25 protein-coding genes are annotated in these 21,096 nt (G+C 64.7%); 3 read left to right on the plus strand and 22 right to left on the minus strand.

Translation table 11 applies throughout. From position 1 onward, the window contains the following. Nucleotides 1-60: 60 nt before the first annotated feature. The 4 genes from DPM33_RS29500 to tesB form a co-directional block, all read right to left on the minus strand. A complete protein-coding gene (locus DPM33_RS29500; protein ID WP_112101012.1) occupies nt 61-336 on the minus strand; it encodes a hypothetical protein in 276 nt (91 codons plus the stop codon). A gap of 270 nt (nt 337-606) precedes the next feature. Further along, entirely contained in the window at nt 607-1,947 is a 1,341-nt protein-coding gene (locus DPM33_RS29505) for an ammonium transporter (protein ID WP_425373602.1), read from the minus strand. 49 nt (nt 1,948-1,996) lie between these two features. Then, nucleotides 1,997-2,335 carry a P-II family nitrogen regulator gene (locus DPM33_RS29510; RefSeq protein ID WP_006327120.1) on the minus strand — a complete coding sequence of 113 codons (339 nt, stop codon included), beginning with the start codon at nt 2,333-2,335 and terminating at the stop codon, nt 1,997-1,999. Between the two features lie 248 nt (nt 2,336-2,583). Next, nucleotides 2,584-3,447, minus strand: coding sequence for an acyl-CoA thioesterase II (gene tesB / locus DPM33_RS29515; protein WP_112100915.1), 864 nt, complete (start codon nt 3,445-3,447; stop codon nt 2,584-2,586). A 103-nt stretch (nt 3,448-3,550) separates the two neighbouring features. Between tesB and DPM33_RS29520 the strand changes: the two genes are divergently transcribed. Beyond that, entirely contained in the window at nt 3,551-4,828 is a 1,278-nt protein-coding gene (locus DPM33_RS29520; RefSeq protein WP_112100916.1) for a ubiquinone biosynthesis hydroxylase, read from the plus strand. 261 nt (nt 4,829-5,089) lie between these two features. Here DPM33_RS29520 and DPM33_RS29525 read toward each other — a convergent pair whose 3' ends face one another. The 3 genes from DPM33_RS29525 to DPM33_RS29535 all read right to left on the minus strand — a co-directional run bounded on the left by DPM33_RS29525 (nt 5,090) and on the right by DPM33_RS29535 (nt 6,316). Beyond that, nucleotides 5,090-5,620 (minus strand): hypothetical protein, encoded by a 531-nt coding sequence (locus DPM33_RS29525; RefSeq protein WP_112101013.1) that lies wholly within the window; start codon nt 5,618-5,620, stop codon nt 5,090-5,092. A gap of 118 nt (nt 5,621-5,738) precedes the next feature. Then, a complete protein-coding gene (locus tag DPM33_RS29530; RefSeq protein WP_112100917.1) occupies nt 5,739-6,095 on the minus strand; it encodes a YciI family protein in 357 nt (118 codons plus the stop codon). Then, nucleotides 6,092-6,316 carry a hypothetical protein gene (locus tag DPM33_RS29535; protein ID WP_112100918.1) on the minus strand — a complete coding sequence of 75 codons (225 nt, stop codon included), beginning with the start codon at nt 6,314-6,316 and terminating at the stop codon, nt 6,092-6,094. Before DPM33_RS29535 ends, DPM33_RS29530 begins: the two co-directional genes overlap by 4 nt. 209 nt (nt 6,317-6,525) lie before the next feature. Here DPM33_RS29535 and DPM33_RS29540 point away from each other — a divergent pair, with 209 nt between their 5' ends. Continuing rightward, on the plus strand, nt 6,526-6,951 hold the full coding sequence (locus DPM33_RS29540) for an OsmC family protein (RefSeq protein ID WP_112100919.1): 426 nt from the start codon (nt 6,526-6,528) through the stop codon (nt 6,949-6,951). 216 nt (nt 6,952-7,167) lie between these two features. On the opposite strand, the gene DPM33_RS29550 is transcribed toward DPM33_RS29540, so the two are convergent. The 8 genes from DPM33_RS29550 to DPM33_RS29585 form a co-directional block, all read right to left on the minus strand. Next, a complete protein-coding gene (locus DPM33_RS29550; protein ID WP_112100920.1) occupies nt 7,168-7,797 on the minus strand; it encodes a YceH family protein in 630 nt (209 codons plus the stop codon). Beyond that, on the minus strand, nt 7,794-8,603 hold the full coding sequence (locus DPM33_RS29555; protein ID WP_112100921.1) for a nucleotidyltransferase domain-containing protein: 810 nt from the start codon (nt 8,601-8,603) through the stop codon (nt 7,794-7,796). Before DPM33_RS29555 ends, DPM33_RS29550 begins: the two co-directional genes overlap by 4 nt. Before the next feature lie 7 nt (nt 8,604-8,610). Beyond that, entirely contained in the window at nt 8,611-9,390 is a 780-nt protein-coding gene (locus DPM33_RS29560) for a succinate dehydrogenase iron-sulfur subunit (RefSeq protein ID WP_112100922.1), read from the minus strand. Then, on the minus strand, nt 9,390-9,824 hold the full coding sequence (locus DPM33_RS29565; protein ID WP_112100923.1) for a DUF3052 family protein: 435 nt from the start codon (nt 9,822-9,824) through the stop codon (nt 9,390-9,392). Before DPM33_RS29565 ends, DPM33_RS29560 begins: the two co-directional genes overlap by 1 nt. A gap of 2 nt (nt 9,825-9,826) precedes the next feature. Next, entirely contained in the window at nt 9,827-11,653 is a 1,827-nt protein-coding gene (sdhA, locus tag DPM33_RS29570) for a succinate dehydrogenase flavoprotein subunit (RefSeq protein ID WP_112100924.1), read from the minus strand. 4 nt (nt 11,654-11,657) lie between these two features. Then, nucleotides 11,658-12,053, minus strand: a complete 396-nt coding sequence (gene sdhD / locus DPM33_RS29575) for a succinate dehydrogenase, hydrophobic membrane anchor protein (protein WP_112100925.1) — start codon at nt 12,051-12,053, stop codon at nt 11,658-11,660. Beyond that, nucleotides 12,050-12,475 carry a succinate dehydrogenase, cytochrome b556 subunit gene (gene sdhC / locus DPM33_RS29580; protein ID WP_112100926.1) on the minus strand — a complete coding sequence of 142 codons (426 nt, stop codon included), beginning with the start codon at nt 12,473-12,475 and terminating at the stop codon, nt 12,050-12,052. The genes sdhD and sdhC overlap by 4 nt, the downstream gene beginning before the upstream one ends. Before the next feature lie 258 nt (nt 12,476-12,733). Beyond that, entirely contained in the window at nt 12,734-13,219 is a 486-nt protein-coding gene (locus DPM33_RS29585) for a hypothetical protein (RefSeq protein ID WP_112100927.1), read from the minus strand. Between the two features lie 244 nt (nt 13,220-13,463). Here DPM33_RS29585 and DPM33_RS29590 point away from each other — a divergent pair, with 244 nt between their 5' ends. Further along, complete coding sequence (locus tag DPM33_RS29590) at nt 13,464-13,820, plus strand: hypothetical protein (protein ID WP_112100928.1); 357 nt, start codon at nt 13,464-13,466, stop codon at nt 13,818-13,820. On the opposite strand, the gene DPM33_RS29595 is transcribed toward DPM33_RS29590, so the two are convergent. The 7 genes from DPM33_RS29595 to DPM33_RS29635 form a co-directional block, all read right to left on the minus strand. Next, the gene (locus DPM33_RS29595; RefSeq protein ID WP_112100929.1) at nt 13,804-15,006 is read right to left on the minus strand and encodes a GGDEF domain-containing protein; all 1,203 of its coding nucleotides are present in this window, start codon (nt 15,004-15,006) and stop codon (nt 13,804-13,806) included. The genes DPM33_RS29590 and DPM33_RS29595 overlap by 17 nt on opposite strands. 148 nt (nt 15,007-15,154) lie before the next feature. Next, nucleotides 15,155-16,351, minus strand: a complete 1,197-nt coding sequence (locus tag DPM33_RS29600; RefSeq protein WP_112100930.1) for a GGDEF domain-containing protein — start codon at nt 16,349-16,351, stop codon at nt 15,155-15,157. Nucleotides 16,352-16,513: 162 nt separating this feature from the next. Then, nucleotides 16,514-17,923 carry a 3-isopropylmalate dehydratase large subunit gene (gene leuC, locus DPM33_RS29605; protein ID WP_112100931.1) on the minus strand — a complete coding sequence of 470 codons (1,410 nt, stop codon included), beginning with the start codon at nt 17,921-17,923 and terminating at the stop codon, nt 16,514-16,516. A 66-nt stretch (nt 17,924-17,989) separates the two neighbouring features. After that, complete coding sequence (locus tag DPM33_RS37530) at nt 17,990-18,115, minus strand: hypothetical protein (protein ID WP_112100932.1); 126 nt, start codon at nt 18,113-18,115, stop codon at nt 17,990-17,992. A 298-nt stretch (nt 18,116-18,413) separates the two neighbouring features. Beyond that, entirely contained in the window at nt 18,414-19,049 is a 636-nt protein-coding gene (locus tag DPM33_RS29620; protein ID WP_112100933.1) for a class I SAM-dependent DNA methyltransferase, read from the minus strand. Between the two features lie 58 nt (nt 19,050-19,107). After that, nucleotides 19,108-19,920: an amino acid ABC transporter permease gene (locus tag DPM33_RS29625; protein WP_112100934.1), complete on the minus strand. Its 813-nt coding sequence runs from the start codon at nt 19,918-19,920 to the stop codon at nt 19,108-19,110. A 261-nt stretch (nt 19,921-20,181) separates the two neighbouring features. Continuing rightward, nucleotides 20,182-20,979 (minus strand): basic amino acid ABC transporter substrate-binding protein, encoded by a 798-nt coding sequence (locus DPM33_RS29635; protein WP_112100935.1) that lies wholly within the window; start codon nt 20,977-20,979, stop codon nt 20,182-20,184. Between the last annotated feature and the right edge of the window lie 117 nt (nt 20,980-21,096).

Genomic DNA, 21,096 nt, shown 5'->3' on the forward strand with positions numbered 1-21,096 from the left:
GCCACCCCTTGTCTTCAAACATCGAAACGATCGGACCCTTCTGGACCCGACCTTCCGCGATCACTTGTGACCGGCGTACATCATCAGGTTGGCGCAGAATTCGGCGTGAGGCTTGCTCATCGCCCCGTCCTGGCACTCCTTCATCATCATGTCCTGCTTGTCCTTCGCCGTCGAAGCCCAAGCCGCCTTGAAGTCGGCTTCCGGCTTCATGGTCTTCATGCTGGTATCGGTGAAGAACGGGGCCATGTTGTCCGGCTCATCGAGAGCCCCGGCAAGTGCAACGCCGCTGACCATCGAAAGAGCCATTGCTCCCAGGAAGATGTTCTTGAGGTTCATCAGGTGGTTCCTTCCCTTTTGTCTGGAGAACGCCATGGTGGCGGTCACGATCCAGGTACGAAACCACGGGAGCCGACGTTTCATGCTGGTGCGATCAAGTGAATGTGAGCGAAGGCCTGCAGGAGCGGCATGCCTGACAAAAAGGAGGCCCGGAAGGTCGTTCCGGGCCTCAAGGCGTGAGCCCCTTTCGAGAGCATCACGACGGGATCTTGGGAGGTGAAATCCGGACCGGCGGGAGGAGGATCCGCCGGCCCCTGGCAAAGCTGGTCTTTATGGCACCACTTCGCCGTGCTGGGTGACGTCGAGACCTTCCACTTCTTCCTGGGTCGACGGACGCAGGCCGACCAGCGCCTTGACGATGTAGAGGATCACGAAGGTGGCGACCGCGGTCCACAGGATGGTGAAGGCGATGCCGTAGAGCTGCTTGCCGACCGAAGCGTCCTTGCCGAGCGCGTTGATCGCCGGATCGGCGAGCGCGCCGGTGAGCAGTGCGCCGACGATACCGCCGATACCATGCACGCCGAAGGCATCGAGCGAGTCGTCATAGCCGAGCGCATGCTTGAGCTTGACCGCCGACAGGTAGCAGATGACGCCGGCGAGGATGCCGACGATGAAGGCGCCGGTCGGGTTGACGAAGCCGGAAGCCGGCGTCACCGCGACGAGGCCTGCGACGGCGCCCGAGATGATGCCGAGCACCGAAGGCTTCTTGGCGACGATCCATTCGGCGAACATCCAGGCCAGCGCCGCCGCGGCGGTGGCGACCTGCGTGTTCAGCATGGCAGCACCGGCGAGGCCGTCGGCGGCGAGTTCCGAACCGGCGTTGAAGCCGAACCAGCCGACCCACAGCAGCGAGGCGCCGATCACCGAGTAGACGAGGTTATGCGGCGCCATGTTGGTGGTGCCGTAACCCTCGCGCTTGCCGAGCACCAGCGCGCAGACCAGGCCCGCGACACCGGCGTTGATGTGGACGACCGTGCCGCCGGCGAAGTCGAGCACGCCTGCGGTGCCGAGGAAGCCGCCGCCCCATACCCAGTGCGCGATCGGCGCGTAGACGAAGACCAGCCACAGGCCCATGAACAGCAGCAGCGCCGAGAATTTCATGCGCTCGGCGAAGGCGCCGGCGATCAGCGCCGGCGTGATGATGGCGAAGGTCATCTGGAACATCGAGAACACGAATTCTGGAATGTTCGAGACCCCCGGCAGCCACAGCGTCGAGACCGTGATGCCGTGGTGGAAGAAGCGCGAGAAGCCGCCGATATAGGCGTTCAGGCCGGCGGAATCGTTGGTGGTGAAAGCGAGCGAATAGCCGAACATGAACCACAGCACGGTCACCAGGCAGGTGATGGCGAAGCTCTGCATGATGGTGGCCAGCACGTTCTTCTTGCGCACCATGCCGCCATAGAACAGCGCCAGGCCGGGAATGGTCATCATCAGCACCAGCGCCGTCGAAGTCAGCATCCAGGCGGTGTTGCCGGTGTCGAGGACCGGGGTCGGCGCGGGTGCCGGAGCGGTCGTGGCGGCCGGCGCGGCTGTCTGCGCGAAGGCGGCGACCGAGCACAAGGCGGTGTACGCGAACGCCGCGAGCGCGGCCGCGCGTCCCGTCGTCTTCATGGGGGAAGGAATATTCATTGAACTCTCCGTTGGAATGACTGGTCGTCGCTCAGAGCGCGTCGGTGTCTGTTTCGCCGGTGCGGATGCGCACTGCCTGGTCGATGCCGAAGACGAAGATCTTGCCGTCGCCGATCTGGCCGGTCTTGGCAGCCGCGGTGATGGCTTCGACGGCCTTGTCGACCATGTCGGCGCCGACCGCGACCTCGATCTTGATCTTGGGCAGGAAGCTGACCGCGTATTCCGCGCCGCGATAGATTTCCGTATGTCCCTTCTGACGCCCGTAGCCTTTGACTTCGGTGACGGTCAGGCCCTGGATGCCGACGGCGGTGAGCGCTTCGCGCACCTCGTCGAGCTTGAACGGCTTGATGATTGCCATCACGATTTTCATAAGGTTTCACCCTTTGCTGTTGCGGTCCCCCGCGGATTGCACGACTTCGCCGATCCCGTGGGAGCCGGAGAGTGCTCCCTAGGATTCAAGCTCCGTGCCAATTGCTGAAACGGCTCGTTAACCTGTTGTAAACAAAGGGAATGAGCACGCTGTGCTCATTTTTGAAGCGCAGGCGCGCGAGAACAGATGATGAAAAAATAGGCAGATTCTGAAAAATGCCTGCTTTGCAGGCTTGGCGCGAAGCCGGCTCAGCGTTTCAGCCGGATCAGGCCTTCCTGCGCGACCGAGGCGATGAGCGTCCCATCACGCGCGAACAGCGAACCGCGCGTGAAACCGCGCGAGCCTTGCGTCGACGGACTGTCCTGATTGTAGAGGATCCAGTCGTCCAGCGAATGGCTGCGGTGGAACCACATGGCGTGGTCGAGGCTGGCGGCCTGGATGTCGCGATCGAAGATGGCGCGGCCATGCGCGAAGGTCGAGGTGTCGAGCAGCGTCATGTCCGAGAGATAGGCAAGCACCGCTGCCTGAATGGCTCGGTTTTCCGGCACCGGACCGGTGGTGCGGATCCAGATGTTCTGCTGCGGCTCCAGCTTCTCGCGGCTGGTGTAATGCTTTAGCATCACCGGCTTCATCTCGATCGGCCGATCACGCTCCCAGTAGCGCTTGATGCCTTCCGGCACCGCCTCGCCGAATTTTCCCAGAAGCTCGCGCTGCGAGAGCAGCGTGTCGGGCGCCGGCACGTCCCGCGGCATCGGCAGCTGATGCTCCAGCCCGACCTCGTCCTGCTGGAACGAAGCTTCCAGCGAAAAGATCGCCTGGCCATGTTGGATCGCCACCACGCGGCGCGTGGTGAAAGAGCCGCCGTCGCGGATGCGGTCGACCTCGTAGACGATAGGCAGCTTGGTATCGCCCGGGCGCATGAAATAGCCGTGCAGCGAATGCACGTGGCGGTCCGGCTCGACGGTGCGCTGCGCGGCGACCAGCGCCTGCGCGATCGTCTGGCCGCCGAACACGCGCTGCCAGTCGACCTTGGGGCTGCGACCACGATACAGATTGTGTTCGAGTTGCTCGAGGTCGAGAATGTCGAGAAGCTCGTCCATGGCCGCCGTCATGTTTGAAATCCTTCAAAGATGTGCCATGGCCGGTTTCGGACAGGACGTGCGGGCAGTCAAGGCCGCAAACGGCAGCGGGCCGAAGCCGTGAAAGGATGATGCCATGGTCGACCGCAAGCCGGACAGCGCAGAGGCCAACGGAAACCGCGAGGCTCCGCTCGACGTGCTCATCGCCGGCGCCGGCTATGTCGGCCTCACTGCCGCCGTGTCGTTGAAGCAGGCGCGCCCCGGCCTCGCCATCGCCATCGTCGATGCCGCCCCCGCCGGCGTCTGGCAGAAGGACGGCCGCGCCTCGGCCATCGCGGCGGCTGCCAGCCGCATGCTGGAACAGCTCGGCGTCTGGGAAGAGATCGCGCCAGAGGCGCAGGCGATCACCGAAATGATCATCACCGACTCGCGCGCCGCCGATCCGGTGCGCCCGGTGTTCTTGACCTTCGACGGCGAGGTGGCGCCCGGCGAGCCATTCGCCCACATGGTCGCCAACCGCGACTTGAACGGCGCGCTGCGCCGGCGCGCCGAAAAACTCGGCATCGACATCATCGAGGGCATGGCGGTCAGTGCCTTCGATGTGAACGGCGCCGGCATCACGGTGCATCTGGCCGATGGCGCCGCGCTGAAGGCGCGGCTGCTGATCGCCGCCGACGGCGTCAATTCGAAGCTGCGCGACATGGCCGGCATCAAGACGGTCAAATGGGAATACGGCCAGTCCGGCATCGTCTGCACCGTGGCGCATGAGCGCCCGCACAACGGTCGCGCCGAGGAGCATTTCCTGCCCGCGGGTCCGTTCGCGACGCTGCCGCTGAAGCCCGACAAGGACGGGACCAACCGCTCGTCGATCGTCTGGGTGGAACGCACCGAAGACGCCAAGGCGCTGGTCGAGGGCGACGAATTCGTCTTCGAGCACGATCTGGAGCAGCGCTTCGGCCTGAAGCTCGGCGAGATCCGAGTCGCCGACAAGCCGCGCGCGTGGCCGCTCGGCCTGACGCTGGCGCGCGCCTTCGTCGCGCCGCGCATCGCGCTCGCCGGCGACGCCGCGCACGGCATCCATCCGATCGCAGGCCAAGGCCTCAATCTCGGCTTCAAGGATGTCGCGGCCCTGGCCGAAGTCGTGGTCGAGGCCGACCGTCTCGGCCAGGACATCGGCGCGCTCGACGTGCTCGAGCGCTACCAGCAATGGCGCCGCTTCGACACGCTGCAGATGGGCGTCACCACCGACGTCTTGAACCGACTGTTTTCCAACGACATCGGCCCGCTGCGCGCCGCCCGCGACCTCGGCCTCGGCCTGGTCGAGCGCATGCCGAAGCTCAAGGATTTCTTCATCCGCCAGGCCTCCGGCCTGTCCGGCGACACGCCAAGGCTGCTCAAGGGCGAGGCGATCTGAACGTTTGCCGACTGGCGTAGGCCTTTGAACGTCGTCATCCACGGGCGAAGCGGACGCGAAGACCCGAGGATCCATTCCGTGACTTTAATCGTAGGGTGCTGCGGAGCAGAATTCTGCACCGCTGCAACGCTCATAGATAACGGAATGGATTCTATGGTCTACGCCGTGTCGCTTCGCTCCTTGCTACGCCATACAATGACGAACGTGAGGGCGTTTCAGCCAATCACCGAGGTGTGCGATCTAGCAACGACGCCAAAGTGCTCAATTCACCTCGAAACCCAACTTCTGCCGCAACCTCAGCATCCGCTGGTCGGCTATTCTGAGGCCCTGCTCGCCGCCCTGCGCGACGCGGTTCAGCATCTTGAGCAGATCGTCGCGCTCGTGCGGATCGAGGCGCTCGCGCAGGAACGGCGCCAGTTTGTCGATGACGATCGTCGTGTCGTCGACCTGCGCGGCCGCCCATTTGGCATAGACGACGGCCTCGTCGGTCTTCTTCTGGCCGTCCGCGATCTGCGCGATCACCTCGCGCAGCACCGCCTCGCGCTTCGGCAGCACGGGCCCTTGCTCCGCAACGATCGCGGTGATCAGCGTAGCGGCGGCCACCACGGGGTCGTCGATCGCCGTCAGCGGCGACAGCGCGGCCTGCTTGCGCAATTTCTTGCGCCGAATATTGCCTTGCACGCGGCCGACGACGTCGGCGACCTCACGCGCGGCGTCGCTCATGTATTTCAGCCGGTACCACCAGATGGCGGCCGCGCCGAGCAGGCCAAGAATGGCGATCAGAAAAGGCATGCCGAATTCCCCCGAAATCGCGGTGACGATAAGAGAAGCGCGGCCCTGCTTCAACACGCGACGGTTGCGACCGGTGAAGAAAAGCTGAACATCCCGCCACAACCGCCATTGGCCGGCATCATGAACCCGGTATGTCGTAGATCGCCCGGATCTCGACCGTGCCCAGTTCGGCCAGCGGAATGCCTTCGGCAATCCTCAGCGCCTCGGCAAGGTCCGCCGCCTCGACCATGACGAAGCCGAGCAGCTGCTCCTTGGTCTCGGCGAACGGCCCGTCGGTCACCAGCGCCTTGCCCTTGCGCCGCCTCAGCGATTTCGACGTCTTCACCGACTGCAGCGCCTGCGCGACGATCAGCTTGCCCTGCCGGTCGAGCTCCCGGTCATAGGCGAGCGAGTCGGCATCGAGCTTGGCCCCCCGCTCAGGCGTCAGCGCGAAGAGATCTTTTTCTTCGCCATAGACCAGCAGGACATATTTCATTTCAGGCTCCCTTCCGTCGATGATTTATAGGCGGCGACGACGGCGGTGTCAGTTTTGCCTGCCGTCGCCGCATGATCGAGCAGGCATGCCGCGACGCCGATGACGGCGATGGCCGAGGCCAGCCGGCCAAAGCCCGGCGTCGGCGGGTCCAGCCAGAACTCTTCTGGTCGCCGGGCTTTTCGTCCCGGCTTGCCCCAGATCGCAAGAAACAGATTGTCCATCGTTAATCTCCATCGGCCGTGAGTGGCGCTCGCAGGACGGCCGGACCGACGGGAAGTCGACATTTTTGCACGCATTTTTTTTCGAGAAACTTCGTGTCCCGCGAAACACAATCATATCAAGCCATGGATGGTCTTCCGGCCCGCCCGCGCTATAGTTTGCAGGAACGTCGGCGCCCGCCGGCGAAAAACCCCGACACAGGGAGGACTTCATGGACCGCACCGCAAACGCCGTCTGGAAAGGCAATCTGACGGAAGGCAAGGGCACGCTCGACACGCAGAGCGGCGCGCTGAAGGCCGCCCCCTATTCGTTCAAGGCGCGCTTCCAGGACGAGAGCGGCAAGTCCGGCACCAATCCGGAAGAGCTCATCGCCGCCGCGCATGCCGGCTGCTATGCCATGCAATTCTCGCATTTCCTGGCTGAGAACGGCACGCCGGCCGCCGAGCTCGACGCCAAGGCGGTGGTGACGCTGGTGCCCGGCACCGGCATCACCGGCAGCGCGCTGACGGTGGTCGGCAAAGTGCCGGGCATCGACGCGGCGAAGTTCAAGGAGCTGGCCGAGAAGGCCAAGGCCGAATGCCCAGTCTCGAAGGCGCTGGGCGCGATCAAGGTTTCGCTCGACGCACGGTTGGGGTGAGCGCCCCTTTTTCCTAAGGCAGCGATCCTTCGCGCCCCCTCTGGCCTGCCGGCCATCTCCCCCACTTGGGGGGAGATCAGCAGCTTAGGCGCCTCGCTCTTTCTGCAATGCTGGCGATTGGCGAAAGCCGGAGTGACATCCAATCTCCCCCCTCGTGGGGGAGATGTCCGGCAGGACGAAGGGGCGCTGTCCCGCCGACATTTCCCGTCAATGGATCTACAAGCCCAGCGCCTCGATCTTCGTGCGCAACGCCGCGACCTCTTCTTCCAACGCCCGCACACGCGCTTCGAGATCGGAATCCGCAGCAGTCGCCGCCGGCTGCCAAGGCGCCGCCACCGCGGTCGCTTCCACCGGCCCGCTCAGCAGATGCACGTAGCGCTCCTCGCGCTGCCCGGGCGCGCGTTCCAGCAGCTGGATCAGCGGCGGGCGGCGGCCAATCATCAGGTCGAGATTGTCGCGCAGCTCCTCGATGGAGGCAAAGCGCGCCATGCGCTCCGAGCGCGCCAGCAATTCATGCGCCGTCTGCGCGCCGCGCAGGAGCAGAAGGCCGATCACGGCGATCTGCGGCGTGGTCAGCGAAAAGCGCTGCGCCATCAGATGCTCGTAGCGCTCGACGCGCGAAGCAAAAGCCTGGCGCACCAGCCCCTTCTGCTCGAGCGTGCTCAGCGCCCGTCTGATCTCGGTCAGCTCCAGCGCCATCACCGGCTCGCGCGCCGTCTTCTGGTTGGCTGCCTGGTGCGCGCCGTTGAGCGTCAGCGGGTAGACGTCCGGCGTCAGCTCCTTCTTCTCGATCAGGGAGCCGAGCACGCGCGCCTCGACGGCGGAGAGGACGGGGAGATCGGTCATTGGCTTTCTGCCTCCCTTCGGTAGAAATCGGTCGCCAGGCCACGGTTGCGGGCCTGCCGCGCCTCGTCGCGGGCCGAACCGGCCAGGTTCATCTCGTGATGACCATAGCGCGCTTCGAGATAGCACGCGATCTCGGCCGGGATAGGCCCGGTGCCCAGTTCGCGCGTCATGCGCTTCTTCTCGATCAGCTTGCGGATTTCGCCGGCGGCCTGCGCCGGAACCTCGGTTTCGGCCAGGCAATCGACCATGTTCATCGGCGGCAGGCTGGTGAAATCGCGCTGCTCCATCCAGTCCAGCGCGACGATCGGCCGGATGAGATAGAACAGCTTCTTCAATTTTACTTCGCCGGCGAAGCTTCCAGCCTTGGCGACATGCGAGCGCGCAAGGCCGAGATAATGCCGCGACACCTTTGCCGGATCGACGATCTCGGCCAAAAGGTCGAGCAGACGGGGGCGAAAGCCGGCAACTTCCTCATAGACGATCAGCGACTTCGCCCATTCGACGATGACCGCATTGCCGCCAAGCGCCAGAAGCAGGGCCTTGCGCAGATCCCAGCCGCCGGCGTCGATCTCGCCTTCGAGCGGAAACTCGAGCACGTCGCGCGGCTGTTCCAGCACCAGGTGATCGGCGACCGGGCGGACATAAACGAAGCGGCAGTCGTAGTCGCTGTCCGGCGACGGAAAACCCCACGCCCGGCTTCCGCTTTCGATGGCGAACAGGATTTTCGCGCCTTGCGCGCGCGCCATGTCCAGCCGCGCGCGGATCGCCGCGACTGCTTCCGGCGCGAAATCGGCAGGCAGGGTCATTGCGGGACTAGACGCGGCGCTCCACCATCATCTTCTTGATTTCCGCAATCGCCTTCGCCGGATTGAGGCCCTTCGGGCAGGTCTGCGCGCAATTCATGATGGTGTGGCAGCGATAGAGCCGGAACGGATCTTCGAGATTGTCGAGCCGCTCGCCCGTCGCCTCGTCGCGGCTGTCGATCAGCCAGCGATAGGCCTGCAGCAGGGTGGCCGGGCCGAGATAACGGTCGCCATTCCACCAATAGCTCGGGCACGACGTCGAGCAGCAGGCGCACAGAATGCACTCGTAGAGCCCGTCGAGCTTCTCGCGATCCTCATGGCTCTGCAGCCATTCCTTGGCGGGCGTCGGCGAAACCGTCTGTAGCCAGGGCTGGATCGAAGCGTGCTGGGCATAGAAATTGGTGAGGTCCGGCACCAGGTCCTTGATCACCGGCATATGCGGCAGCGGATAGATTTTCACCGCGCCCGAAATGTCGTCGCAGCCCTTGGTGCAGGCAAGCGTGTTCGAGCCGTCGATGTTCATGGCGCAGGAGCCGCAGATGCCTTCGCGGCAAGAGCGGCGCAGCGTCAGCGTCGGGTCGATCTTGTTCTTGATCCACAACAGCGCGTCGAGAACCATCGGCCCGCAATCGTCCATGTCGACGAAATAGGTATCCATGCGCGGGTTCTCGTCATCGTCCGGCGACCAGCGGTAGATGCGGTATTCGCGAAGGTTCGTCGCGCCTTCCGGCTTCGGCCAGGTCTTGCCCTGCTGGACCTTGGAATTCTTGGGAAGCGTGAGTTCGACCATTACCTGCGGTCCTTTCGGATGACGAGCTTCAGCCCGGACCAGATTTCGTTCACGGCGGCGACCTTGACGTCGACGAGGTCGCGCTTCAGCGCCTCCGAGCGGATGACGTCCTCGGTGACGTCGGTCGGCACCTTCGAGGCCTTCTTCGGCCACGAGACCCAGACCATGCCGTCGCGCTTGATCGCATTCTCGATGTGGGCCAAGCCGTCCTCGATCTCGGCGCGCTGCCGGGTGAAGGCATGCACGGCATCGTATTTCCGGCTGCCCGAGATCGCCGACCAGTTGGAGAGCCGATCGACGCCGGCAAAGGACACGGCCCCAGCCAGCTCATCGAGCTCCGGCGGCAGCGCGATGAAGGCGGCGACCATGCCGTCCTTCAGGCCAAGCTTGGCCGGAAGAGGCGTGCCGGAATATCCCGTGGCCGCCTGCGCCATGGTCAATACACCCGCGCCTTCGGCGCGATCTTGGCGAGGTTGATGCCGCCGTCCTTTTCCGCCAGCAGCGGCTCGGTGTGCACCGGCCGGTAGGTCAGCGTCACCTTGCCGTCCTCGCTCAGATGGGCAAGCGTGTGCTTGCGCCAATTGGCGTCGTCGCGCTTGTCGAAATCCTCCCGCGCATGCGCGCCGCGGCTCTCCTTGCGCGCCTCGGCGCCCTGGACCGTGGTGATGGCATTGGCCATCAGGTTTTCCAGCTCCAGCGTCTCGACGAGGTCGGAATTCCAGATCATCGAGCGGTCGGTGACCTTGATGTCCTTCAGTTCGCCCCAGAGTTCCGAAATGCGCTTGCAGCCGTTCTCGAGCGATTCCTGTGTGCGGAACACGGCGGCGTCTTCCTGCATGGCGCGCTGCATTTTTTCGCGCAGCACCGCGGTCGGGATCTTGCCGTTGGCGTGGCGCAGGTGATCGAAGCGCTGCATGATCTTTTCGACCGAGGCTTCGTTGGGCGACGGGATCGCCGACTTGCGGTCGATCACCTGGCCGGCGCGGATGGCCGCGGCGCGGCCGAACACGACGAGATCGATCAGCGAGTTGGAGCCGAGCCGATTGGCGCCATGGACCGAAGCGCAGCCTGCCTCGCCCACCGCCATCAGGCCGGGCGATACGCGGTCGGGGCTGTCGGCCGTCGGATTGAGCGCCTCGCCCCAGTAATTGGTCGGCACGCCGCCCATATTGTAGTGAACCGTCGGCAGCACCGGGATCGGCTCCTTGGTGAGGTCGACGCCGGCAAAGATCTTGGCCGATTCCGAAATGCCCGGCAGCCTTTCATGCAGCACGGCCGGATCGAGATGGTCGAGATGCAGGAAGATGTGGTCCTTCTTCTTGCCGACGCCGCGACCCTCGCGGATCTCCAGCGTCATGCAGCGCGAGACGACGTCGCGCGAGGCAAGGTCCTTGGCCGACGGCGCATAGCGCTCCATGAAACGCTCGCCCTCGGCGTTCACGAGATAGCCGCCCTCGCCGCGCGCGCCCTCGGTGATCAGGCAGCCGGCGCCGTAGATGCCGGTCGGATGGAACTGCACGAACTCCATGTCCTGCAGCGGCAGTCCGGCCCTGGCCGCCATGCCGCCGCCGTCACCGGTGCAGGTATGCGCCGAGGTGGCGGAAAAATAGGCGCGGCCGTAACCGCCGGTCGCCAGCACCACCATCTTGGCCGAGAAGCGGTGGATGGTGCCGTCGTCGAGATTCCAGGCCACGACGCCGGTGCAGGTGCCGTCCGGCTCCATGATCAGGTCGAGCGCGAAATACTCGATGAAGAACTGCGCATTGTTCTTCAGCGACTGGCCGTAAAGCGTGTGCAGGATGGCGTGGCCGGTGCGGTCGGCGGCGGCGCAGGTGCGCTGCACCGGCGGACCGTCGCCATAGTTCATCATGTGGCCGCCGAACGGCCGCTGGTAGATCTTGCCCTCCTCGGTGCGCGAGAACGGCACGCCGTAATGCTCGAGCTCATAGACCGCGGCCGGCGCCTCGCGAACCATATATTCCATGGCGTCGACATCGCCCAGCCAGTCCGAACCCTTGACGGTGTCGTACATGTGCCACTGCCAGGAATCGGGGCCCATGTTGGAGAGCGAGGCGGCGATGCCGCCTTGCGCGGCAACGGTGTGCGAGCGCGTCGGGAACACCTTGGTGATGCAGGCGGTGCGCAGGCCCTGCTCGGCCATGCCGAGCGTGGCGCGCAGGCCGGCGCCGCCGGCGCCGACGATCACGACGTCGAACTTGTGGTCGACAAAAGTGTAGGCGGAAGCCGTGTTTGCGTTGGCCAAGACGTCAGCCTCCGAATGCCAGTTTGAGCAGGGCAAACAGCGACGCGACGCCGACTGCCACGCAGAAGAAGGTGTTGAGGGCGATCACCGCGAGCTTCAGGCCTTCGCCATGCACATAATCCTCGATGATGACCTGCATGCCGAGCCGCATGTGGTAGAGGCCGGAGATCACCACCAGCGCCAGCATCAGCGCCACGAAAGGATTGGCGAGCGACGCCCGCACGTCCGCGTAGCCGTGGCCGTTGACCGCGATCAGGAAGCCGACGAAGAACAAAAGCAGCGGGATGTTGGCGATCGCCGTCAGCCGCTGGCGCCAGAAATGCTGCGTGCCTTCGCGCGCCGAGCCCAGCCCGCGCACCTTGCCGAGCGGCGTGCGCATATCGTTGTTGGAGCCGCTCATGCCAGGCCTCCGCGCGCCATGTAGCCGGCGATCCAGATCAAAAGGGTGAGCACGATCGAGCCGGCGAGCGTCGCCCAGGCGATCTTCGATGCAGTTTGCTTTTCCAGGCCCGCGCCGGTGTCCCAGATGAGATGGCGCAGCCCGCCCAGCATGTGGTGCATCAGCGCCCAGGTGTAACCGAACAGGACCAGCCGGCCGAGCCAGGAACCGAAGGCCCAGTTGACCCAGTCGAAGGCGGCCTGCGAGCTCGAGGCGGCAATCAGCCACGCCGCCACCAGCAGCGTGCCGAAGTAGAGCGCGCCACCGGTGATGCGATGGATGATCGACATCGTCATGGTGATCGGCGGCCGGTAGATCGTCAGATGCGGCGAGAGCGGCCGTTCACGTCTGGCAACTGCGCGGGTGGCTGGTGATTTGCTCATGGCTGCCCCAGTTCGGCGTCCTGGATTGCCGCTACCGAAGAGCAGCGTTTTGCCGCCTTCATATATGGCCCCGGACAGCCGGTTTCTAATGCTCTTTTTGCACCGCGTCAAAGCCGGAAAATCGTTTTGGAAAAGTCATTTAGTCTGACAAATTGGCTCTCGCGCGCTTCAATCGATTAGCGGTTGTCTCGAAGCTTGCGCAGCACTTCGCTGCAGTGCGGTATAGACATCTGCACGAGCAAGTGTCGGGTGCGCCGGCTATCTCTTGCAAGTCTGCGGGGTGGATCCTCGCTTCATCACCAGCGCCTCGCGTCCATCGATCACGATTGCGTCATGGGTCACCGCTTCCTGGTAGCGGCTGCTCTGGTTGGCGGGCGATGCCGCGAATTCCTCCGTCGTGCCGTCCGCCCGCACCAGGCGCAGCGCGCTGCCCAGATTCTGGATGGTGATCATGCCGCCATTGCCGCATCGGTAGGTGGCCGCGCCGATACCGGATCGCGGCGGCGTGGTAAGATCGGTGACGATCTTGGTTGGCGGTGCGGGAGGCGGCGCGGGCGTCTTGGCCGGAGGCACCGCGACCATCGGCGCGGCCGCCGGCGCGGCGGGCTGCTGGACCGGCGCGGGCGCGACCACCGGCGCCGTGGCATTGGCCGACTTCGGCGCGTTGTCCTGCGGCACGCAGGCCGCTGCCGCGAGAAGCAGCGGGATGGTGATCGACACCCGAACCATGTGGCCAAAGCTCATACGCTGCCCCTTTCGTTCGCGGCACGCTAGACATGCCTAGCGCCAAGATCAAGTTCACCTCCGAGAGAGCCCGGCGCACCCGTCGTCCCGCCGCCCAAGAAGCCGATCCCTCGGAAATTAACCATGTTCCTTAAGAACCGGCGCCGAAAGCCCCTCGGCCTCTTAACAAAGGTTAAGAAACAGTTAATTTCCTGATTCGAAGCGGATTTCCAGGCGCGATCGCGCGCCGATCAGGGAGAGCGACATGCGTTCGAACTCAGTGCGGGCAAGCGTTGCCGCAGCAGTGCTGGCGGGGTTGGTCACGGCAATCGCCGCGCCGGCCGAAGCAGGGCTGCGCCATCACGATCGCGTCTATGCCGATTCCTTCGGCAATCTCGTCATCGACAGTGCCGCCGGCTACAAGCGTATCGTCGTCGGCGAGGGCAAGCTTGCCAAAAAACTATCCGAATACACCAGCGCCGGCCAGCCGGATGTCGTCTATGACGATGCCGACGAACCTGGCGCCCCGGGCTGCTACCAGCCGCCGGTGCTGGTGAAGGGCCGTTCCTATATGTACGGGCTTTCCGACGGTGAGATGCCCAATCTCAGCCCTTGCCGTTGAATACCGTCGGCGCCTGACGCCGCCGCAGCGCGCCTGACACGCGCACGCAGTCGCGGCCGGCATTCTTGGCTTCGTAGAGCGCGGCGTCGGCACGCCGCAAGAGATCGGCAAAACCCTCATCGGTGGCCAGTTCCGCCACGCCGAAGCTGGCGCTGCAGCGGTGATCGGCCGGCAGGCCCTCGATCGGCAAGGCGCCGAAGGCGTTGCGCGCACCCTCGGCGAACAGCCGCGCCGCGGCAAGATTGGTGCCCGGCAGGATGATGGCGAACTCCTCGCCGCCGATACGGCCGGCGACATGATGTTCGGCGGCCGCTTCGCGCAGGAAGCCGGCGAAGGTCTCGATCACGCGGTCGCCGGAGGCATGGCCGTAGCTGTCGTTGATGCGCTTGAAATAGTCGAGATCGGCGATCACCAGCGCGACCGGCACCCCACGCCGAACCGCGTCCCGCATAGCAAGGTCCGCGTGGCGTTCGAAGCCGCCGCGGTTGAACAGCCGCGACAAAGCGTCGGTTTCCGATTTCGAGGTCGCCTCGTCGAGCACGTCGCGCACCAGGACGGCCAAAGCAAGCAGCGCCAGCGCCAGCCCGAACACGGTGCCGAGCGACTGCGACACCAGCGCGTAGCTGGTCTGCACATAGGCCTGCGGATTGGCACCCCAGCCGCCCAGCGCGCCCGCGATGAGCGGCTTGGAGGCGAACTGCACGGCGCTGGCGCCGAGCACCAGCGCAAGCAGATGATCGAGCCGCGCAAGCCTTTGCCGCGAGGTGAGCACGATGCCGAGCGCGGCGAACTGCATGACGGCGTAGGGCAGTTGATAGGCCATCATGCGCGTCAGCGAATGGCGCGGCAGGTCCTGCACCAGATAGACGGCGACCGAGGCGACGACCAGGAAGCACAGCATCGGCGACCAGGGTGGCCGCACGCCATATTTGTGGGCGAGCCCGCCATTGAAGGCGATGGTCGCGCCGAGGAACACGGCGAAGGCGGCGACGACTGGCAGCCGGGCATCCGCGAAGGCGGGAATGCTGAATTCGATGGCGAAATAGGCCATGCCGAGCAGGTAGCTGAAGGCAAGCCAGCGCGCCGACACACGCCCGGTGTCGTAGACGGCAATCGCCATGAACGCCGCCGCCAGCAGCCCGGCGACGAGCAGGTTGATCATCAGTATGAAGTCGGCGCTGCCCATATCTTCCTTCGTCGGACGTTCCGGACAGAAAAGCATCGACGGGCGAAGAACAAGTTAATGCATGAGTTGCTTGGAGCAAGCCTGGAAAATCATGCAGTGCCGGCTCGGCGACTTCGCCGAAGCCCACATCCGAGATTGTAGACTTGCCTCAGCCAACGGCGAGCGGTTCGGCGACGAACGTCGTTTCAGGCCTCTCATAGGAGAGCCGGACGCTGTCGCGGCCGTTCTGCTTGGCCTTGTAGAGCGCCTCGTCGGCGCGCCGCATCAACGGCATCAGCCCTTCCTTGCCGGTGCGGGCGGCAACCCCGAAGCTCGCGGTGACCTTGGTGCCGGGCGGCAGGCCGTCGACCGTGCCGGCCGAATAGAAGGCGCGGATCGCTTCGGCAAAGAGCCTTGCCGCCGCGAGGTCGCTGAGCGGCAGAAGCACGGCGAACTCTTCGCCGCCGATGCGGCCGGCGGCTCCGCGCGCGCCGGTGGCGGCGCGCAGCTTGGCGGCGAAGTCGGCGATCACCCGGTCGCCGGCCTCATGCCCGTGCCGGTCGTTCAGCGCCTTGAAGTGATCGAGATCGGCCAGCACCAGCGCGACGGGAAATCCGGCCTTGCCGCACTGGTCGAGCAACTGGATCGCGCGCTCCTCGAAGCCGCGGCGGTTGAGGATGCCGGAGAGCGGATCGGTGTGGGTTTCGGCCTTGAGCGTCCGCAATATGTCGAGCGCGGCCGCGGTGAACAGGCTGAGCGCGATCAACAGCGACAGAAGCGCCTGCGAGAGCAACGCGGTCGTCCAGTAGGACGAGCCGTAAAAGCCGTCATAGTTCCGGAACGGCCCGTGCGCGATGACCACGATCAGCGTGCGGGCGACGAAGTTCAGGCCGGAAAGCAGCGACAGGACGAACAGGATTTTTTCGGTCGGACCATTGTTGCGCACGGTCCTGAGCTCGGCGGCGACCAGCAGGCTGAGGCCGCCGAAGCCGAAATTGACGCCAAGCACCCGCCAGGTGAGGTCCGGCTGGACGAACATGAACCACAGGAAGGCGGCGAACCCGCCGCCGGTCATGATGGCGATGCCGACATAAGGCACGCGGCGCCCGTAGCGCGCGACGATCGCGCTGGAAAGGCAGCAGGCGGCAGTGGCGAAACAGATGTTGGAGACGAGCTTCGTCATCGCCAGGCCGATGGGAAGCGTGAAATACTGGAACAGGAAACCCGGCGCCAACAGGCAGTAGCTCGTCGCCAGCACCGCCAGATAGGGGCGATGGCGCTGATGGAACCACAACACGGCAAACGCGGCGCCAAGCGCCAGCGCTATCGTCGGATTGAGCAGCGCTATGAGCAGACCGGTGTCCAAAGGACTGCGACTTTCCCCAACTTACCCAAGGGGAGACAGTAATGTGGAAGCCCAAACAAGCGGTTAAGCGCGAGCCCACAAAGCGAGACATCGCGGGCAAAAAAGAAACCCCGGACCGCGTCGCGGCCCGGGGTTCCCGGAAGTCGTCTATGGCGACCTGGTCTATTTCCAGTCGCGGATGTCGACGAAGTGGCCGGCGATAGCCGCCGCCGCCGCCATGGCCGGCGACACCAGATGGGTGCGGCCCTTGAAGCCCTGCCGGCCCTCGAAATTGCGGTTCGAGGTCGAGGCGCAGCGTTCATGCGGCTTCAGCCGGTCGTCGTTCATGGCCAGGCACATCGAGCAGCCCGGTTCGCGCCAGTCGAAGCCGGCGGCGAGGAAGATCTTGTCGAGGCCCTCGGCCTCGGCCTGTTCCTTCACCAGGCCGGAGCCGGGCACGATCATGGCGTTGACGCGCGGATTGACCTTCTTGCCCTCGACCACCTTGGCGGCGGCGCGCAGGTCCTCGATGCGGCCATTGGTGCACGAGCCGATGAACACGCGGTCGAGCTCGATGTCGGTGATCTTGGTCCCCGGCGTCAGCCCCATATAGTCGAGCGCGCGGATCTTCGAGCTGCGCTTGTTCTCGTCCGTGATCTCTTGCGGATTGGGCACGATGCCTTGCACCGAGACGACGTCCTCGGGCGAGGAGCCCCAGGAGACGATCGGCGGCAGTTTCTGCGCGTCGAGCACGACCACCTTGTCGAAATGCGCGCCTTCATCCGAATGCAACGTCTTCCAATAGGCGAGTGCCGCGTCCCACGCCGCGCCCTTCGGCGCGCGCGGCTTGTCCTTGACATAGGCGAAGGTGGTCTCGTCCGGCGCGATCAGGCCGGCGCGAGCACCGCCCTCGATCGACATGTTGCAGATCGTCATGCGGCCTTCCATCGACAGCGAGCGGATCGCTTCGCCGGCATATTCGATGACGTAGCCGGTGCCGCCGGCGGTGCCGATCTCGCCGATGATGGCCAGGATGATGTCCTTGGCGGTGACGCCTTCCGGCAGCTGGCCGTCGACGCGCACCAGCATGTTCTTGGCCTTGCGCTGGATCAGCGTCTGCGTCGCCAGCACATGCTCGACCTCCGACGTGCCGATGCCGTGCGCCAATGCTCCAAAAGCACCATGCGTCGAGGTATGACTGTCCCCGCAGACGATGGTCATGCCGGGCAGCGTGAAACCCTGCTCCGGCCCGATGATGTGGACGATGCCTTGGCGGATATCGTTCTCGGAATAATATTCGATGCCGAAATCCTTGGCGTTCTTGGCCAGCGCCTCGACCTGGATGCGGCTTTCCTCGTTCTTGATGCCGAACTTGCGTTCGGGCGAGGTCGACACGTTGTGGTCGACCACGGCCAGCGTCTTTTCCGGATGCCGAACTTTTCTGCCGCTCATGCGCAGGCCCTCGAAGGCCTGCGGGCTGGTGACCTCATGCACGAGGTGGCGGTCGATATAGAGCAAGCAGGTGCCGTCGTCCTGGCGGTCGACCGTATGGTCGTCGAAGATCTTGTCGTAGAGGGTGCGCGGTGCGCTCATGTGCGTAAATCCGTCGATACGAGAATGGGAAAAGCTGGCGCCGGCGGTCCAGCGCGACGACTGCGATCAGTCGGCCTGGCTAAGTCGGCTGGTGAGCGCGCCACAGACCCGCGCGGAGAAACGCGACGGCAGGCGCTTTCTGTCCTGCAGCACGAAACCCTTGTAGGCCGGATCGCTGAAAAGCTTCTCCATGGCGGGGTAGATAGCAATGTTTTGGCTTTTCGGCAATTGCGGCTTGGCCGTGCGCCCTTCCTCTCCCCCGTCGATCGGGGGAGAGGTGTCGAGCGAAGCTCGACGGAGTGGGGGGTCGACCTGGCGCGGCCTTTGTTACTTCGACTGAGCAATGGCTCGGTTTGATCGGGGCTCTGGCGCGAGTTGTCAGCGGCGGCGCGTTTGTGGACCGCCTTCCCCCACTCCGTCGCTGCTTCGCAGCGCCACCTCTCCCCCCTCCGGAGGGAGAGGAAGGGAGCCGAGGTCGGGAACTAGCAGCTCACACCACCTCGAACACGAACGTCTTCACCAACGCTTCCGGATCGCCGATGGCGTAGCAGCGGAACCACGGGCTTTGCTCGACCAGGCGCCATTTCCCCGCGCGCTCCAGCTCGTCAAACACAGCTTGAAAACCGCCGCTCTCGAAAACCTGGTCGCGCACGGTGAAGATGGCGTGGCCGCCTTGCTTCGTGATGCGCACCAGCTCGTGCAGACCGGCAGCCGGCGCATGGCCGATAGTGAAGACACCGGTCGAGAAGAATGCGCGGAAATGACGGTCGGGCCAGGGCAGCGGCCCGCCGAGCATCGCCTTCTTTAGCTCGCCATAGGCATTGCGGCTGCCGGCGAGCTTCAGCATGTCGTCGGAAAGATCGAGCCCGGCGATGTCGCCATACCCCAGCGCCTTCAGTGACGGCCCCGACAGCCCCGTGCCGCAGCCGGCGTCGAGCAGCGGGCCTTCGCCGGTTGGCACATGCCGCGCCACCCAGGCGGTGATCAGGAACGGCAGCAGGTAGCCGAGCGAGGCGGTCTCGCTGTCGTAGGTCGCCGCCCAGTCGGCATAGGCCTTGGCCAGCCCTTCCGGCGTATCGGCCGTGTAGACGGAGTCCAGCGCCGCATTGGCCTTGTCGAAATTCATGGGGCGTCTCCTCCGCGATGTTCAGCGGAAGGATCGTAGCGTGGACTTTGCCAGCCGGCTATTCCTGATGCTGCCGGCGCAGCCGCTGCTCCAGCGCCCGCAACGCCAGCGACAGGCCGACGGTGAGGATCAGGTAGATATAGGCGACGATCGAGTAGGTCTCGAAGAAGCGGAACGAGCCCGCCGCATAGACCTTGCCGATCTGGGTGATGTCGGCGACGCCGAGCACCGAGACCAAGGAGGAATCCTTGACCATGGCGACGAAGTCGTTGCCGAGTGGCGGCAGGATGGTGCGGATCGCCTGCGGGAACACGATCAGCCGAAAGCGCTGCACGCGGCCCAGCCCGAGCGCCTTGGCGGCCTCGATCTGGCCCCGCTCGACCGACTGGATGCCGGCGCGGAACACTTCCGAGATGAAGGCCGAATAGCCGATGGTCAGCGCCATGATGGCGCGCCACAGAAGCGAGACGTCGCGCACCAGCAGTTCGCCGATGAGCCCGGCGCTCTGCAGCGGCGCGGTCAGCGCATTCCAGGCCGCGACAAAGGCCGGCGCGCCGGCAAAGGCGATCCAGAACAACAGCACCAGGATCGGCACGCCGCGGATGATCTCGACATAGAAGCGCGCGATCTGGCGCAGCCACTGCGATCCCGACAGCGCCATCAGCGCGATGCCGAGCCCGAGCGCCGAGGCCAGCGCGAAGGCGACCGCAGTGACGAAGATGGTGATGCCGATTCCCTTGGCGACGGTGGCGAAGACCTGCGCGTAGAGATCGCTGGACGCGATGGCGAGGGCGGCCGCGAGCGCAAGGACGAGCGCCGCGGCAAGCCACCAGGGGAATTCGGGCTTGGTGGTGGATGATGTGGCGGCCATTAGGCGGTTTCGCCTGACAGGAAGTCCCGAAAGGGCAGTGCCCGGGCCCCCCTCTCTGGCCTGCCGGCCATCTCCCCCTCAAGGGGGGAGATCGAGCGTCGCATTGGCCTTCGCCAATCACCAACGTTGAATGAAGAGCACCGTCGGTCGAGTTGCCAATCTCCCCCCTTGAGGGGGAGATGCCCGGCAGGGCAGAGAGGAGGGCCTTGGCGCAATGTCAGCGCGATTTCCTGCAAACCCACTGCGCTTACCAAGACGAGCCTACTGCCCCATCTTATAGTCGAGGAACCACTTCTTGTTGAGCTTGTCGAAAGTGCCATCGGCCTTGAGCGCGGCGATCGCGGCGTTGACCGGTTTCACCAGGTCCGAGCCCTTCGGGAAGATAAAGCCGAAATCCTCGGTGCCGAGCGGCCCGCCGATCAGCTTCAGCTTGCCTTCGGAGGCATCGACATAGCCCTGGCCGGCGGTGCCGTCGGTCAGCACCACGTCGACGTCGCCCGTTTTCAGCGCCTGCACGGTCGCGCCGAACGTCTCGAACAGTTTTATGCGCGGGTTCTGCTCGTTGCCGTCGAGCACGCTGTAGACGGCGGTGTAGAAGGGCGTGGTGCCGGGCTGGGCGCCGATCAGCCCGTCCTTGAAGGCGCCGAAGCTCTTGGCGTCGGTGAAGCGGCTTTCGTCGCCGCGCACCAGCATGAACTGCTCCGAGCGCATATAGGGATCGGAAAAGTCGACCTTCTCCTTGCGGTCGTCCTTGATGGTGATGCCGGTCATGCCGATGTTGTACTGGTTGTCGGAAACCGCCTGGATCATCGCGTCCCAGGAGGTGTTCTGGTATTCGACCTTGAAATTCAGCCGTTTGGCGATCTCGTCCATCGCGTCATATTCCCAGCCGATCTGCTTGCCGGTCTTCTTGTCGATGAACTGCAGCGGCGGATAGGCATTCTCCGTCACCACCACGACCTTTTTGCCGCCGAGATCGGGCAAGTTGTCGGCGAGCGCGACGACAGGCGCGAGAAGGCAGGCCACCATGGCGGCCAGCAGCAATTTCGACTTGGTCATGACAAATCTCCGAAGGTGCGACCGCGCTGCAATTTTTGCGGCCTGGGAAAAATCCGGCGCCGACTTTAACTTGCCGCAAGCGCCTTGCAAGCCGGTCCGCACCGCCGCGGCGCGCCA

Source organism: Mesorhizobium hawassense (assembly GCF_003289945.1).
Lineage (GTDB): Bacteria > Pseudomonadota > Alphaproteobacteria > Rhizobiales > Rhizobiaceae > Mesorhizobium > Mesorhizobium hawassense.